The following is a 16,712-nucleotide window of genomic DNA, read 5'->3' on the forward strand; positions in this document are numbered from 1 at the left end:
CCAAGCACCGCGTTTCGATTGGGGGCGGCTATTATAGGGTTGTGGAGACTTTGACCAGACGGTCAAAGCGCCGCGAGCACTGCGTCGGCCGTTCTGTGGTTTGGCGCCAACAGGATGTTGTAGAGCGTCGCCAGCCGCGTCAGCGATTTGATATCGACGTCATGCGGCATGGCGGTCAGCGGATCCTGGAAGAACACCAGCGCATCGAGACGGCCCTCGGCGATCATTGCGCCCAGCTGCGCATCGCCGCCCAGCGGCCCGCTGAGCAGCCGCGTCACCGGCAGCCCGGTGCCGTCGGTCACCCGTCCACCGCTGGTGCCGGTGCCCCACAGCTCATGCAAGGCGAGCTTGTCCCGGTTGAGCTTCGCCCAGGCGACCAGTTCGTCCTTCTTGTCGTCGTGCGCCACGAGCCCGATCCGCGCCATGGGAAATCTCCGGAGGTAGTCGTCGGAGGTTTTCTGCACGGCTCAAGCCTTGAGCGCAATGGCCTCGGCAAGCAGGATCGCGATCTCGTCCTCGGGGATCGGCGTGCCCGGTTCGAAGCGAATGAAGCGCACCTGCTTGCCGTCGCCCTCGAGCAAAGGCGAACTCAGCAGCCGCCCATGCTCGAACACCAGCGAGACATGATCCTCCATCGGGAAGATGGCGCAGACGAACCCGGCGGTGGGGTGCCGGTAGTTGACCGAGCCCCAGCCGAGCCGAGCCTTGGCGTCGAGGTCTGGCCGCACCGAGAGCAGCGTCAGCGCCAGGTTCTGCGCGAGATCCGCGACGGGTTGCGGGAAGGACCGTACGATTTGCAGGAGGTCGGCGACCATTTCAGTCGACCGAGAGTCGGATTGTGCCATGGCTCATCTCGAGGCCCATTGGATCGATCATGGTCATGGCCTCGCTCTGGGCCATCTCTTCCATCATTTTGCCGCTGGCCGCCAGTGCGGCTTCGTGCGTCTGCCAGAACACGATGTCGACATAGCTGCCGTCATCCCGCTCGGCCAGGTGGCGCGACACGAACCCCGGCTGCCGCTTCAGCCAGTCGCTGATCGCCGCATTGGCATCGATGAACTGCTGGCCGCTGCCGCGGGCCAGCCGAAAGGTGACGAGCTCGAGTGTCTGGGTCATGAACAAAACCCTCTCCGTTGTAACGCGGAAGAGGGTTTCGCATGGATCACCTGACACCGAGTGTCAGGGTTATCGCTGGCGGCTCACAATTGTGAGCCGCTCAGCATTTGTCGAAGCAGATCCGGGCGGATCAGAACTCCGCCCAGTCCTTGTCGATCGCGGCATTGCCCTGGCTCAGATACGAGCTCGCGGCCTTTTTCACCCGCTCCTGCAGGCCCTTGATGCCGCGGGCCGGCGGCGCCACCTGCACCACCCGCTGCGGCGCGGCGCCCGAGATGGTGAAGATATCGACGATCCGGTCGAGCTCGTTCACCTGCCCGTCGGTCTGCTCGATCGCCGCGTTGGTCTCCTCGACCAGCGCCGCATTGTGCTGCGTCATCTCGTCGAGCTGGCGCACCGCGGTGTTCACCTCTTCGATCGCCGAGGCCTGTTCGCGGCTGTCGCGTGCAATGCCGTCCATCAGCAGGTTGCTCGAACGCGCTGCCTCCAGCATGGCGACGAGCCGCGCTGCGGCGTCCGCCACCAGCTTCGAGCCAGTCTTCACTTCCGTGCCCGATTGCTCGATCAGCGCCTTCACCTCGCTCGAGGCGCTGGCGGCCGACTGCGCCAGCCGCCGCACTTCCACCGCGACCACCGCAAAGCCCTTGCCGGCATCACCGGCGCGCGCCGCTTCCACCGAGGCGTTGAGGGCGAGAAGGTTGGTCTGGAAGGCGATGTCGTCGATCAGCCCGATGATGTTGGAGATCTTTGCCGACGACTGGGTGATCCGCTCCATCGCCGCGTTGGCGTCGCCCATCACCTGCCCACCTTCTTCGGCGGTACGGGTGACGGTGCTCGCCACTTCGCTTGCTTCGCGGGCCCGCTCGGCATTCTGCAGCACGGTGGTGGAAAGCTGCTCCATCGCCGCCGAGGTTTCCTCGATCGTCGCCGCCTGCTTGGTGGTGCGTTCGCTGAGGTCGTTGGCGCCCGAGAGGATCTCGCCGGTCGCCGTCTTCAGCGAGCGCGAGGTTTCCTTGAGCTGGCCGACGATGTGGCTCAGCTTGTCGCCCACCGCATTGGTGTCATCGCGCAACCGGGCGAAGGCGCCCTCATACTGGCCTTCCATCCGCTTGGTGAGGTTGGTGTCGGCCAAAGCCGCCAGCACTTCACCGGTCTCGCCGAGGCCGCGATCGACGGTGGCGACGAGGTTGTTGATCGAGCCGGCAATGGCGTTGAGCTCGGCATCGGGGAATTCGGTTTCCACCCGGCGCGAGAAATCGCCGGCCACCGCCGCATCCACCACCTGGCCGAACGCCTTCTGCAGCTCGGCCATCATGGCGCTGCGCGCCTGTTGGTCGCGGATGATCCGCGCCGCATCCGCTTCGGTCATCTCGGCCACCTTCAGGCCGTTGGCGCGGAACACCTCGACGGCTTTCGACATGTCGCCGATCTCGTTGCGCATCGCGCCGAACGGCACTTCGACGCTGTAGTCGCCATCGGCGATCTTGCGCATCACCCCGGTCATCCGGCTGATCGGCTTGGCGATTGCCGTACCGAGCCAGGCGAACGCCAGAAGGCCGAGCGCAAAGATCACCACGCCGCCGATCAGGAGGTTCAGGAGCTGCGCTTCGGAGTCGGCGAGCAGCGTCGACTGCGGCACGGCGACGACCACCGTCCAGGCCGCATCGGCGCCGGGCAGGTCGACCTTGCGGGCATTCATCTTCCAGGTCTGGCCGGCGGCTTCGCCGGTCGACGAGAATGTCTCGGACGATGCCATGGCTTTCAGCGCCTCGAGCGCCCACGGCTCGCTCACTTCCGTGCCGATCAGCTTGGGATCGGGGTTCAGCACCCAGACATTGCGCTGGTTGATGATGCCCATGAAGCCATTACCCATCGGCGGCTCACTGCCGAGCTTGGCGGCCAGCACTGCCGAATCGAAGGCGACGCCGCTCATGCCGACGGCCTTGCCCGAGGGATCTTTGATGATGTTGGTGAAGCTGGTGTAGAGCTTGCCCTCGATACTGTCGGGGCCCGAGATCGCCGCGACACCCGCCTTCAGCGGTCCGGTGAACCAGCTGTCAAAGCCCGCCGGACTGTCGAGCGAACCATAGCCCACCGTGCCGTCCGCCTTGTTCTCGGCGAGAATGCCGACATGGTTGCCGCTGATCAGGAAGTGCGACCCGGCAAAGGTCGGGCGCGCATAGAGCGCCGAGTCGGGCGAGAACATCATGTAGACGCCCAGCGCCCCCGGCAGGCTCGCCAGCTGCTTGGTGACGATCGTGCCATAGGTGGTCGGCGACGTATCGTGGTTGGCGAGCAGCGCCTCGGCGGTGCGCGCCGTCGAATCGGCCGCCACCGCAAAGCCGGTCAGGAACGTCTTGATCGACTCGGCTTGCGTCTCGGCCAGCCCGCCGACCACTTCGTCGGCCTGCGCCAGGTCCTGGGCGCGGTTGCTGGAGACCACGTAATAGAGCGATGCGCCGATCGCGACCGTGAAAATGGCGGCGGCGGCAAGAATGATTGAGCCCCGAAGCTTCAGCGACGGCAGCTTGAATTTGGTCTTGGCGGGCATGGAGGGGTCGTAGTCCTTCTGGAGTGTCGACGAGCTGAAATGCGTCCTGCGTCTCACCAGGGATCACAGCATGGCAGCGTTAACATCGCGTCAAACGGCGATGCTTCCGGGTAGGACTTTTGGTTGAAATGTGGCGGCCGGCGATGACTCCGTCGGCCGGCGCATCACGCCGCGCGGGAGGCCCGCCTGGCATCACGGGCGTCGACGGTGAAGATCTCGGCGATGCCGTCGACTTCGCCGGCCTGTGCCTCGGTCTGCTCGATCGCCGCGTTGATCTCCTCGACCAGCGCCGCATTGTGCTGCGTCATCTCGTCGAGCTGCCGCACCGCGGCGTTGACCTCGTCGATCGAGCCTGCCTGCTGCCGGCTGTCGTCGGCGATCGCCGCCATCAGTGCATTGGAGCGGCGCGCCGATGTCAGCATGGCTTCGAGCTTGTCGGCCGCCTCGGCCACCAGCTTGGTGCCACCGCGCACTTCGGTGCCCGATTGCTCGATCAGCACCTTCACTTCGCTCGAGGCCTGTGCCGCCGATTGCGCCAGCCGCCGCACCTCGACTGCCACCACGGCAAAGCCCTTGCCGGCCTCGCCCGCCCGCGCCGCTTCGACCGATGCGTTGAGCGCCAGCAGGTTAGTCTGGAAGGCGATGTCGTCGATCATGCCGATGATGTTGGAGATCTTGGCCGAGGACTGGGTGATCCGCTCCATCGCCACATTGGCCTGCTGCATCACAGCGCCGCCCGCTTCGGCGGTGCGGCTGACCTCCTCTGCCACATGGCGTGCGTCTTCGGCCTTCTCGGCATTGGCCCGCACCGTGTCGGCCAGCAGCGTCATCGCCGCGCTGGTCTCCTCGATCGTCGCTGCCTGCCGCGTCGTCCGCTCCGAGAGGTCGTTTGCGCCCGAGAGGATCTCGCCCGTCGCCGTCTTCAGCGAGCGCGAAGTCTGCTTCAGCGTCAAGACGATGTGGCTGAGCTTTTCCGCCACCTCATTGGTATCGTCGCGCAACTGCCCAAGGGCGCCCTCATAGCTGCCCTCGATGCGGTGCGTCAGGTCGGTATCGGCCAGCGCCGCCAGCGCCGCGCCGGTATCGCCGATGATCCGCTCCACCGTCCCGACCAGCGTGTTGACGCTTCCGGCCAGCCGGTTCAGTTCCTCGTCGGCAAAGCGGGTGGCCACCCGCCGCGAGAAATCGCCTGAGGTCGCGGCATCCACCACGTCGCCAAAGCTCTGCTGCAGCGACTGCATCATCTCGGCCCGCTCGGCCCGGCGCTGCTCCAGCGCCAGGCGCTCGTCCTCGGTCAGCTCCTGCACCTTCAGTGCATTGGCGCGGAACACCTCGACATTGCGCGCCATCTCGCCGATCTCGTTGCGGAGACCGGTATAGGGGATCGCCGTTTCGAGCGCGCCGCCGGCCACCAGCCGCATGCTTTTCGACAGCATCGGTACCGGCCGCATCAGCCGCGACGCCGCGAACACCGAGAGCGCGCCGATTACCAGCACCGCCACAGCGCCGACCAGCGCCAGCAGCTGCAGCCCCTCACTCGCCGTCGCATCGATCTCCGCTTTCGGAATGCCGACATAGATGAGCCCGATCACCTCGTTGTTGAGGTTCTGGATCGGCCGGTAGATGGCATAATAGGGAACACCCAATACGTTGGCCTCGCCCTGGTAGGTGCCGCCGGCAACCACCACCGGATAGGCCGCGCCGTCGCGCGCCAGCGGCGTGTCGAGGATCCGCTCGCCCTTGTCATCGAGGATGGTGGTCGACTTGCGGGTGAAATCCTGGGTTTCCGCGTCGAACACAAACAGCGTCGCTGTATCGCCGGTCACCCGCCCGATCGTGTCGATCAGGTCGTGGTTGCGGAATTTCGGCATCGCCTTGGCTTCGATCTTTTCGAGCTCGCCCGCCTCGTTCCAGAAGATGTCGGAGTTCGGCAGGTTCACCTCGAGGATCGCCGCGGCAATCCTGAGGTCTGCCGCAAGCCGCTGGTTGGCGGTGTCGCGCGTATTGGCGGCAAGCATCGTCCACACCGCGAACAGCACGGTCGCGATGGCGACGGTGACCGTGAGGAACACCATTGCCGAGATCGTCGTGGTGAGCGTCAGCCCACCCAGAGTCTTCGAATTGATTGTGCTCTGCGAAGAGGTCGTGGCCATTCTAGCCCCCATGTCGCCGTGGCTTTCGTGCCCGGCATCCCCGCTCATCCCCATCGCCGACGATAGGGAAGCTTCCTTAATCGCCGGTTGACCCAACCGCCCCAACCCGAACCAGGCAGCAAATCCCATGAGCAGCGCCAGGATCGCGCTGATCCCGCCGATCCGGGTGAGCCGTCCGCCCGCCTCGGCGATCCGCTGCTCCAGCAACTGCCGCATATCGGCGCCGGAGGCGCGGCCCAACGCCAGCGCCGCATCCTGGAACGCATCATGCGCCGCATCGAGCCCGGCCCAGTCAAAAGCCGATCGCGCCCTGGCATCGGGGATCGCCGTGATGCCTGCCGCCACCCGCTCTGCCAGCGCCGTCGCCGCCGCGGTGTAAGCCTTGCCCTCTGCCGTAGTCCGGCCGCCGGCGGTCGCCGCGCGGAACTCGGCCAAGACCTCTTCAAGCCGCACCAGCTCGGCCGGCTGCACCGCGACCGCGTAGCGAGTGGCCTGCACCAGTGCCGGCGACAGCGGCGCCGCATTGGCCGCCTGCGGCACCTCGATCAGTTGCTCTGCACCCGGGTCGGCACTGAGCCCGGAGCTGTCATGAATACGCTGCACCAGCATCGCCGCGGCATTGCGCGCTGCCGCCGGATGCGCCCCGGCGGCCAGTTCCGCCTTCAACGCGTCGTAGGCTCGCGACAGCGAGGCCGTGCCGAATTGTGCATCGCCGCTCCGCGCCGCCTCGGCGAGCGCCGGATCGGCCGCCGGCAGCGCGCCGTCCCGAGCGAGCCCGACCAGTTCCGGCAGCACCAGCCCGGCATAGCGCACCCCATCGGCCTCGCGCTGCGCCGCCTCGATCTGGGCCGTCGTCTGCCAGCCCAGATAGAGCCCGCCGGTAAGCGGCAGGGCCCCGATGACGAGAGCGGCTATGGTCCGGGTGAATTTGCGCATTGTTGTCCCTTCTGGACGTTTCGCGAGGACCGTCAGGTTTTGCGGTTAGAACTCCGCCCAGTCCTTGTCGACCGCGGCATTGCCATGGCTCAGGTATGACTTGGCGGCGGTGCGCACCTTATCCTGCAAAGCCCGGATACCCTTGGCCGGCGCTTCCGCGGCTCGCGCCGGCGCCTGCTGCGCTTCGATGCGGAACACCTCGACGATCCGGTCGAGTTCCGTGGCTTGTGCCTCGGTCTGCTCGATCGCCGCGTTGGTTTCTTCGACCAGCGCCGCGTTGTGCTGGGTCATCTCGTCCATGGTGCGAACCGCGGCGTTGACCTCTTCGATCGCCGACGCCTGCTCCTGGCTGGCCCGCGCGATCGAATCCATCAGTTCGTTCGACGAGCGCGCCGCCACCAGCATCGCTTCGAGCTTGGCCGCGGCTTCCGCCACCAGCTTCGAGCCGCCCCGGACTTCCGTCCCCGACTGCTCGATCAGCGCCTTCACTTCGCTGGACGCCCCGGCAGCCGACTGCGCCAGCCGCCGCACTTCTACCGCCACCACGGCAAAGCCCTTGCCGGCATCGCCAGCCCGCGCCGCTTCCACCGACGCGTTGAGCGCCAACAGGTTGGTCTGGAAGGCGATGTCGTCAATCATCCCGATAATGTTCGAGATCTTGCCCGAGGACGCGGTGATCCGCTCCATCGCTTCGGTCGCCTGATGCATCACCTGGCCACCGTCTTCGGCAGTCCGCGTCACCGTCGCCGCGACATTGGAGGCATCCTTGGCCCGTTCGGCATTGGCGAGCACCGTGCCGGAGAGCTGCTCCATCGCGGCCGAGGTTTCCTCGATCGTCGCCGCCTGCTTGGTGGTCCGCTCGCTCAGATCGTTGGCGCCTGAGAGGATCTCGCCCGTCGCCGTCTTCAGCGACCGCGAGGTGCCCTTGAGCTGGCCGACGATCTCGGTCAGCCGCTCGGCCACCGCATTGGTGTCGTCTTTCAGCCGCGCAAAGGCGCCGCCATACTGGCCGTTCACCCGCTGCGTCAGATCGGTCTGCGCCAGCGCCGACAGCACGTCACCGGTTTCGATCAGCCCGCGATCGACGGTCGCGACCAGCTCATTGACGCCATGCGCCAGTGCGTTCAGTTCCTGATCCGGAAACTCCGCCTCGACGCGCTTACTGAAATCGCCCGAGATCGCCGCATCGACCACTTCGCCGAACGCCTTCTGCAACTCCTGCATCATCGCCGTGCGCTCGACGCGTCGCTGCACCGAGGCCGTCCGCTCCCCTTCGGTCATTTCGGTGACCTTCAGCGCGTTCTCCTTGAACACCTGCACGGCCTTGGCCATGTCGCCGATCTCGTCGCTGCGGCCGGCGCCCTTCACCTCGGTGTCGAGCTTGCCGTCGGCCAGCGCCTCCATCGTCTCGGTCAGCCGGCTGATCGGCTTCGAAATGCTGCGCGAGAACAGCACGCCCACCACGGCGGCCAGCGCCAGCAGCCCCGCGCCGATCGCCAGCATGGTGTTCCTCAGTTGCGCCACCGGCGCAAACGCCTCGTCTTCGGCAATGGTGGTGACCATCGCCCAGGTGGTGCCGTTGAAGGTAACCGGCGTGGCGTTGGCCAGCATCCGCATGCCGCGATAGTCGGTGGTGACGCCGTTGGCGGCGTTCCCCGCCAAAGCCGCCTCGACCACTGGGTTGTCATAGACGGCGCTCAGCGTGTCATCGCCTTCGGAGAATACCGAGTCCGAGCGCATCAGCTTGTCGGCGCCGACATAGAAGCTCTCGCCGGTCTGGCCGAGCTGGGTGTTTTCCTGCAGCATCTGGTTGATCGGGGCGACCGGCATCTGGATCGCCATCACCCCCATCAGCTTGCCGCGCACGTCGATCACCGGCGTCGCGATGAAGCTCGCCGGCGAGCCGGCGATCGCGTAGACCGAGGCGTCCTCGTAGGCCACCTGCCCGCGCTCGGTCAGCGCCAGCGCCTTGCGGTAGACCCGCCCCAGGCCGCTATCGGCCATATCGCCGCCCTCGGCGAAGTTCGACGTGAAATCGTCGTTCTTCATCACCGAGTAAACGAGGTTGCCCGCCGTATCGAACATGTAGAAATCGCGGTAGCCGCGCAGCTCCAGCTGCCGACGGAATGTCGCCTGCACCTTGTCGTGCGTGGTGTCGTAATTGGTCCGGCCCTTGTCGTTGATATCGAGCAGCTGCCGCTGCCCGGCCGGGTGCGGGTTGTTGGTGATGAACGCCTCGCGCAGCACCACGATCGGGTCACCCGGCGGCGTTGCCTTAGCGAAGCTCTTCCAGGCGATGGCGAAGTCGCGCACCGCGTTCACCGCGCTGTCGGTCGCGGCGCTGTTCACCAGGTCCGCTTCGATGGTCTTCAGATAGGTGGAGAACTTGTCGGCGTGGCTCGAGGCCACCGTCTGCATCTGCCGCGCGCTCATGTCGGCGACAATGCCCGAACCGATCACGTAGCTTCCGAGCCCCACGCCGACACTGACCAGCAGCGCCGAGCCCACCATTGCCAATGGCAGCTTCTGGGCAATCTTGAATTTCGGAAGCCAACCCATGCTAAAATATCCCCCCAGTATTGGCCGTCCGGGGGAGCGGCAATCCTGCCGCAGCGAAACGGAAGCATCCTGCTTCCGTTGTTCACGCCGCCTCATCCCCCAAGGCCCGTGCACAACCTGGCGGAGACTAGGCATCGCGCCTTAATTTCTGATTACGGAACGACACGTAGTGCGCTCAGCACTTGCGGGCGAATAGCCGGCGGTCTGCGCAAAGAAGAGGCGGCTAGTAAACGCCCTTCTTCTTTGCCGACAATCAACCACCACAGCTTCACCAAACTCGATGTCATCCCAGCGAAAGCTGGGACCCATCTATCCGCTGGTGCAGGCGGTGGGTTGGGTCCCAGCTTTCGCTGGGATGACACCGGTGTAGCGGGACGCTCGGTTACCCCCTGGAGGGCGCCGCCTAGAACTCGGCCCAATCCTTGTCGACCGCCGCGTTGCCGCGGCTGAGATACGACTTGGCCGCTACGCGCACCTTGTCCTGCAAGGCGCGGATGCCCTTGGCTGGCGGCTCCATCGCCCGCACCGGCGCGGCGTCGCCGATACGGAACACCTCGACGATCCGGTCAAGCTCCGTCGCCTGCGCTTCGGTCTGCTCGATCGCCGCGTTGGTTTCCTCGACCAGCGCGGCGTTGTGCTGGGTCATCTCGTCCATGGTGCGGACCGCCGCATTCACTTCCTCGATTGCCGAGGCCTGTTCCTGGCTGGCCCGGGCGATCGAATCCATCAATTCGTTCGACGACCGCGCCGCCACCAGCATCGCTTCGAGCTTGGCCGCGGCTTCCGCCACCAGCTTCGAGCCACCCTTCACCTCGCTGCCCGACTGCTCGATCAGCACCTTCACCTCGCTCGAGGCGCTGGCCGCCGACTGCGCCAGCCGCCGTACTTCCACGGCCACCACGGCAAAGCCCTTGCCAGCATCGCCGGCCCGCGCCGCTTCCACCGAGGCGTTGAGCGCCAAGAGGTTCGTCTGGAAGGCAATGTCGTCGATCATCCCGATAATGTTCGAAATCTTGCCCGACGAGTGGGTAATCCGCTCCATCGCCTCGGTCGCCCGGTGCATCACCTGCCCGCCGTCTTCGGCCGTCCGCGTCACCGTTGCCGCGACATTCGACGCATCCTTGGCCCGCTCGGCATTGGCGAGCACCGTGCCCGACAGCTGCTCCATCGCTGCCGAGGTCTCCTCGATCGTCGCCGCCTGCTTAGTGGTGCGTTCCGAGAGATCATTGGCGCCCGACAGGATCTCGCCCGTCGCGGTCTTCAACGAGCGCGAGGTCTGCTTCAGCCCCATGACGATTTCGCCGAGCTTTTCGGCCACCGCATTGGTGTCGGTCTTGAGCCTGAGAAACGCGCCCTGGTAGTCGCCGCGCACTCGGTGGGTGAGGTCGGTATGGGCCAGCGCCGCCAGCACCTCGGCCGTCTCGCTCATGCCACGATCGACCGTCGCCACCAGCTCGTTGACCCCATGCGCCAGCGCATTGAGCTCCTGGTCGGGGAACTCCGCCTCGACCCGCTTGGTGAAATCGCCTGATATCGCCGCATCCACCACCTCGCCGAACGCCTGCTGCAGCGTCTGCATCATCTCAGTCCGGTCGGCCCGGCGCTGGATCGAGGCGGCACGCTCGCCTTCGGTCATCTCGGTGACCTTCAGCGCATTCTCCTTGAACACCTGCACCGCCTTGGCCATGTCGCCGATTTCGTCGCTGCGGCCGGCGCCCTGAACTTCGGTATCGAGCTTGCCCTCGGCCAGCGCGCCCATGGTCTCGGTCAACCGGCTGATCGGCTTCGAAATGCTGCGCGAGAAGAGGAAACCGACGACCGCGGCGGCGGCCAGCAGCCCCCCGCCGACCAGCAGCATCATGTTGCGCATCTCGGCCACCGGCGCGAAGGCTTCGTCTTCGCTCATCGTGGTGACCATCGCCCACTTGGCGCCGTTGAACTCCACCGGCAGCGCCGTGGCGATCATCCGCATGCCGCGATAATCCGTGGTGACGCCATCCGCTCGATTGCCCGCCAGGGCCGCGTCGACCACCGGATAGTCATAGCTGGCGCTCAGCGTGTCATTGTCCGTGGAGAACACCGAGTCCGACCGCATCAGCTTGTCAGCGCCGACGAGGATACTCTCGCCGGTCTGCCCCAGATTGGCATTGTCCTGCAGCATCAGGTTGATCGGCCCGATCGGCATTTCGATCGCCATCACACCGATCAGCTTGTTGCGCGCGTCGAATACCGGCGTCGCGAGAAAGCTCGCCGGCATACCGGCCACCGCATAAAGGCCCAGGTCCTCGAACGCCACCTTGCCCGGCTCGGTGAACGCCGCGGCACTGCGGAAGGCCCGGCCCAGCCCGCTATCGGCGAGCTCGCCGCCCTCGGCGAAGTTCCGCGCGAAATCGTCGTTCTTCATCACCGAGTAGACGAGGTTGCCCTTGGGATCGAACAGGAACAGGTCCGAATAGCCACGCGCCTCGAGCTGGCGGCGGAAGTTCGGATGCACCTTGGAATGGAGGAAATCGTAGTTCCACTTCTTGGCGCCCGGCGCCTGCTGCGGCGTATCGAGCGCCTGCCGTGCGCCGGCCGCGTTGGGGTTGTTGTCGATATAATTGCCACGCAACGTGGCGATGGGGTCAGCGGCGGGCTTGGAGGTGGCGAACTGGCCCCAGCCGATGGCGAAATCGCGCAGCGTCGTCTGCACGCTTTCCGCCGCCGCCTGGTTCACCAGGTCCGCCTCGATGGTTTCGAGATAGGTCTCGAACGACTTCACCCGGTCGCCGGCCGCCATCTGCATCTGCCGGATGCTCATCTGGTCGACGGTGCTCGAGCCGATCAGGTAGCTGGCGATACCGACGCCGGCGCTGACCAGCAGCGCCGAACCGACCAGTGCGAGCGGCAGCTTCTGCGCGATCTTGAATTTTGGCAACCAACCCATGCGCCTGCTCCTCCTGGATGCGGCCGTCTGGGGAAGAAATGCCGAGGGCGGAGCGCAGCTACGGCGCCCGCATCACGTCGACCCTCCCCCAAGGCCCGTGCACGACTGGGCAAAGACTGGCAGCGGCGGATTAATTTCGTGTTACGGAACGATGCGTAGCGAGCCCAGCATTTCCGGGCATGTAGTCGATTACATTGGCCGCCCGAAAATGCCTGTCGGCACAGCCAGTTGCACCAAAAGCAAAGGCCGCCCGGAGGCGGCCTTGCTAGCTTCAGCAGGAGGCTGTGCTTACGACAGCACGCCGATCACCGCCTCGATGCGCTTCTTCATGGTCGAAGCGTCGAACGGCTTGATGATGTAGTTGTTGACGCCCGACGAAATCGCTTCCTTCACCTGCTCCTTGTCGGAGCGGCCGGTGGCCATGATGAACGGCATGCCCTGCGTCTTGGGGTGCTTGCGGATGACGCGCAGCAGCGTCAGCCCGTCGATATCGTCCATGTTCCAGTCGGAGATGATCAGGTCGACGCTGCTCTTTTCGAGCTTGCCGAGCGCATCGCGCCCCGACTTGGCTTCGACGATGTTGGTGAACCCCAGCTGGGTGAGGATGTATTTACAGATGCCCCGCATGGACTGCTGGTCATCGACGATCATCACACTGACTGCACTTGCCTTCGGCATCGTTACGCTGCGCCTTCTAGCTGCCCGAAATACGCCCGGGTTGCGTATCGTAAAACCCTAGGCACATTCCGTTACCAAACCTTCAATCCGAACCCGCGTTATGCTGCGGATTTGAGCCGAGTGAGCGCTGCCGCCAGCCGCGCCGCGATGCCTTCGACCGGCGCCTGCTCGATCACCGCCCCTTCTTCGAACGCCACCCGCGGCATGCCGTAGACCAGCGCCGAAGCCTGGCTCTGCCCCACGGTATAAGCCCCCGCCTCGCGCATCAGCTTGAGCCCCCGCGCCCCGTCGCGGCCCATGCCGGTGAGGATGGCGCCCACCGCCATCGGCCCGACGGTCTTGGCCACCGACTCGAACAGCACGTCAACGCTCGGCCGGTGCCCGGACATCAGTTCGTCCTGCGTCACCCGGCACTTGAGCTGGCCCGAGCTGCGCTCGACCCGCAAATGAAAATCGCCGCGCGCCACATAGGCGTGGCCGGCCAGCAGCGGCATGCGGTCCACGGCTTCCACCACCTTCAGCTCGGTCAGCTCGTCGAGCCGCCCGGCAAAGCGGCTGGTGAACCCGGCCGGCATATGCTGCGCGATGACGATCGGCGGGCAATCGGGCGGCATCTGGCTCAGCACCACGCGGATCGCCTCGACCCCGCCGGTCGATGCCCCGATGGCGATCAGCGCACCGGTCGGCGCCGCCGCGGTGCGCACCGGCACCTTGGCCGCCGGCGCCTTCAAGGCGCGGCCCTTAACGTCGGAATGGGCGGCCGCCCGCACCTTCTGGCGCAGGTTCTCGCCGAACGCGTCAAGCCCGCCCGACAGCGACGCGTTGGGCTTGGCGACGAAATCCACCGCCCCCAGTTCCAGCGCCAGCAGCGTCTCGCTCGCCCCCTTGGTGGTCAGCGTCGAGACCATCACCACCGGCAGCGGATGGAGCCGCATCAGTTTATCGAGAAACTGCAGCCCGTTCATGTTGGGCATCTCGATATCGAGCGTCACCACGTCCGGGTTGAGGTCCTTGACCTTGGAACGCGCGTCGATCGGATCCTCGGCCGTGCCGACGACGACGATATCGCCATCCTTGCCCAGCGTACGGCTCAGCACCTCGCGAATGAGTGCGGAATCATCGACGACCAGCACCTTGATGCTCATGCTGCGTCCCTCGCCTTCTGCTGTGCGCGTGCCTGATAGATGGTCTTGCCGACCAGCCGGAAATTGGCGCCGCCAGCGCCCAGGTTTTCGGAGTGTCCGATATAGAGAAAGCCGTCCGGCACCAGGATCGCTCCCAGCCGCGCGAACAGTTCGCCCTGCGTCTTCTTGTCGAAATAGATGGCGACGTTCCGGCAGAACACCGCGTCGAACGGCCCCTTCATCGGCCAGGGGTTGTGCATCAGGTTGAGCGGCTTGAAGGCGATCAGCTCGCGCACCGCCATCGGGATCTGCACCTGGCCGGCGCCGGCGCGCTCGAACAGCGAGGCGCGCTCGCGCGACAGCCCGTTGAGCTCGGCTTCCGGGTAAACCCCGCCCGCCGCCTTCGCCACGACATTGGTGTCGATATCGGTGGCAAGGATGCGGAAATCCCAGCGCTTCAGCTCCGGGAACGCTGCGAGGAGGCTCAGCGCGATGGTATAGGGCTCCTGCCCGGTCGAGCAGCCGGCCGACCAGATCCGCAGTTTCGGCCGGCCGTTGGCGCCCATCCGCGGCCGCTGCGCCATCACCTGCCGCACATAGGTCTCGAGATGCTCGAAGTGATGGTCCTCGCGCCAGAACCGCGTCAGGTTGGTGGTCAGCGCGTTGATGAATTCCTGCGCATCGGCGGGCGTGCCCTGCCGCTCGAGATAATCGAGATAGGCATCGAACGAGTTGAGCCTGAGCGCGCGAACAAGCTTGCCCAGCCGCGACACCACGAGGGTGCGCTTGGCCTCCGACAGCGAGATTCCGGCTTCCTGATAGACGCGTGCCTTGACCCGATTGAACTCGCGGTCACTGAGGGCAAATTCGCCCTGATCCATACTGCCCCCTGCTGGGCCCGTTCTAGGCCCGCTTGCGCGCCGGGAGTTGCAGGGCTTTCGCCGCTTCCGAGCCGACCGCAGCAACGCTGCCGTCCAGCCGGGCGATGGCGCCGCTGCCCTCATCCAGTGCACCGGCGATCATGTCCGTCTCATTGCTTAGATTCTCTAAATGTCCGCCGAGGCCGGAGAGAATCTTTTTGAGCGATGCCGCTTCCTCGACCGATGCGCTGGCCTCGCGCCGCGAGGTGCCGACCAGCGATTTGATCTCGCGCGCTGCCTTCTGCGTCGCCTGCGCCAGGGTACGCACCTCGGCTGCCACCACCGCGAAGCCGGCACCCTTCTCGCCGGCCCGCGCCGCCTCCACCGCGGCATTGAGCGCCAGGAGGTTAGTGCGGAAGCTCACGTCCTCGATGCTCGACACCATGCGGTCGATCTCGGCCGTGGTGTGCTCCACCCCGCCGACCGAGGCGCTGGTGCGCTGCACGGCGAGCGCCGCATCGGCCGCCAGCGCCACCGCCTGCCGCTCCAGCACCCGCACCGCCTGCGCCTTGGCACGCCCCTTCTCGATGGCGCGCGACGCCACGGTGAGCCCCGCCCGGCTCTGGTCGGCGAGCTCGGCGAGACTGGTAACGCTGGCCCGGTAGCGGTCGATGGCGCGCAGGATCGCTTCCATCTTGGCCTCGAGATGGGCCCGCGCCATCAGCGCTTCCTCGCGCTCGACAAGGATGGCGTTGAGGTCCTGCTCGAACTGCCTGAGCTCCGGCGCCATTGCTCCGGCGCCCATCAGTAAGAGCGCATCGATCTCCTCGCCGCGCAGCAGCTGGCCGATGGCCTTGACCGATTTGTCGAACTGCTCGAGCGCCCCGCCCAGCGCCTTCAGCGCCGGCGAATGCTGCATGCCCCAGTCGTCGAAGCGGAACCCGGTGCGGCCGTTGGAGAGCGCGGTGACGAAGGCATCGAAATCGTCGTCGGCGATATGGTAGCCGGCCGGGGTAAACTCGAGGATCGAGCGCCCGCCGCCCAGTTCGCGCCGCTCGGCCACGAAGCGCCGGTCGCCGACGGTGACGATGCTCTCCTCCGCCATGTCCTCGAGCAGCACCCGGCCGCCCAGCACATCGGAGATCAGCCCACCTTCCTCGGCTTTCGGCTCAACCAGCACCAGGCCGTTGCTGACCCCCAGGATCTCGCCATCGGCATCGACCAGTGCCGCCGGCTGCCGCATGCTGCCGAACGCCGCCTTGAAGTTGTAGGCTCGATCCAGCCGCGTGCAGAGGCTCTGCACCACCGCCTCGAGGCTGGTCGCCTCTCCGGCCCGCACCCCGACTGCCTGGCCGATAGCAGTGAGCCGCTCCGAGAACGCCCGATCGGCGCGCAGCCCGACGATCACCGCGCCCGTCGCCGCCGCCGCGGCCGCAACACCCGCCAGCACCGCGCTCACCAGCCCGACGCCGAACAGCAGCACGCCGCCGGCCGCGATCAGCAGAGCGGCAAGCCAGCATAGATTAGCGATGAGCGCCATGCGCAAGCGCCGCACGAATCACCGAGCCCCGGCGGGCCTCCCCAGGCCCTCGCTGCGACCCTAAAACCGGAATGGTTAATCAAACCTATACTTGGGCTGCAGAGCGTAACGACTTGGTAAGGAGCCCCTGGATGTCGCCCTCACCACCGGACGATCGCCTCCCTCCCCCTTTGGGGCAGGGCTATCGCATATGGCGGCGATGGGCACCTCTAGCCTTCTCCCCTTGTGGGAGAAGGTGCCCGAAGGGCGGATGAGGGGTCCGCGCAACG

At 66.0% G+C, this 16,712-nt stretch carries 11 protein-coding genes; all 11 read right to left on the reverse strand.

Annotated elements, in window-relative coordinates:
• Positions 1–62: 62 nt before the first annotated feature.
• The 11 genes from ASC68_RS26380 to ASC68_RS26430 all read right to left on the reverse strand — a co-directional run bounded on the left by ASC68_RS26380 (position 63) and on the right by ASC68_RS26430 (position 16,443).
• Complete coding sequence (locus tag ASC68_RS26380; RefSeq protein WP_082528507.1) at positions 63–425, reverse strand: methylglyoxal synthase; 363 nt, start codon at positions 423–425, stop codon at positions 63–65.
• 42 nt (positions 426–467) lie between these two features.
• Positions 468–845, reverse strand: coding sequence for a DUF1801 domain-containing protein (locus tag ASC68_RS26385; protein WP_082528508.1), 378 nt, complete (start codon positions 843–845; stop codon positions 468–470).
• Positions 817–1,116, reverse strand: coding sequence for an antibiotic biosynthesis monooxygenase (locus ASC68_RS26390; RefSeq protein ID WP_156384782.1), 300 nt, complete (start codon positions 1,114–1,116; stop codon positions 817–819). Before ASC68_RS26390 ends, ASC68_RS26385 begins: the two co-directional genes overlap by 29 nt.
• Before the next feature lie 130 nt (positions 1,117–1,246).
• Complete coding sequence (locus ASC68_RS26395; RefSeq protein ID WP_055886837.1) at positions 1,247–3,667, reverse strand: methyl-accepting chemotaxis protein; 2,421 nt, start codon at positions 3,665–3,667, stop codon at positions 1,247–1,249.
• Between the two features lie 164 nt (positions 3,668–3,831).
• The gene (locus ASC68_RS26400) at positions 3,832–6,756 is read right to left on the reverse strand and encodes a methyl-accepting chemotaxis protein (protein WP_055886841.1); all 2,925 of its coding nucleotides are present in this window, start codon (positions 6,754–6,756) and stop codon (positions 3,832–3,834) included.
• 45 nt (positions 6,757–6,801) lie between these two features.
• A complete protein-coding gene (locus ASC68_RS29270; RefSeq protein WP_055886845.1) occupies positions 6,802–9,315 on the reverse strand; it encodes a methyl-accepting chemotaxis protein in 2,514 nt (837 codons plus the stop codon).
• A 403-nt stretch (positions 9,316–9,718) separates the two neighbouring features.
• Entirely contained in the window at positions 9,719–12,241 is a 2,523-nt protein-coding gene (locus tag ASC68_RS29275) for a methyl-accepting chemotaxis protein (protein WP_055886849.1), read from the reverse strand.
• Between the two features lie 288 nt (positions 12,242–12,529).
• On the reverse strand, positions 12,530–12,919 hold the full coding sequence (locus ASC68_RS26415) for a response regulator (protein ID WP_055886854.1): 390 nt from the start codon (positions 12,917–12,919) through the stop codon (positions 12,530–12,532).
• Positions 12,920–13,017: 98 nt separating this feature from the next.
• Positions 13,018–14,064, reverse strand: a complete 1,047-nt coding sequence (locus tag ASC68_RS26420) for a chemotaxis response regulator protein-glutamate methylesterase (protein ID WP_055886859.1) — start codon at positions 14,062–14,064, stop codon at positions 13,018–13,020.
• A complete protein-coding gene (locus ASC68_RS26425; RefSeq protein WP_055886862.1) occupies positions 14,061–14,924 on the reverse strand; it encodes a protein-glutamate O-methyltransferase CheR in 864 nt (287 codons plus the stop codon). Before ASC68_RS26425 ends, ASC68_RS26420 begins: the two co-directional genes overlap by 4 nt.
• Before the next feature lie 22 nt (positions 14,925–14,946).
• Positions 14,947–16,443 carry a methyl-accepting chemotaxis protein gene (locus ASC68_RS26430; RefSeq protein WP_197421421.1) on the reverse strand — a complete coding sequence of 499 codons (1,497 nt, stop codon included), beginning with the start codon at positions 16,441–16,443 and terminating at the stop codon, positions 14,947–14,949.
• Between the last annotated feature and the right edge of the window lie 269 nt (positions 16,444–16,712).

The sequence above is a fragment of the Devosia sp. Root105 genome (assembly GCF_001424865.1).
Lineage (GTDB): Bacteria > Pseudomonadota > Alphaproteobacteria > Rhizobiales > Devosiaceae > Devosia_A.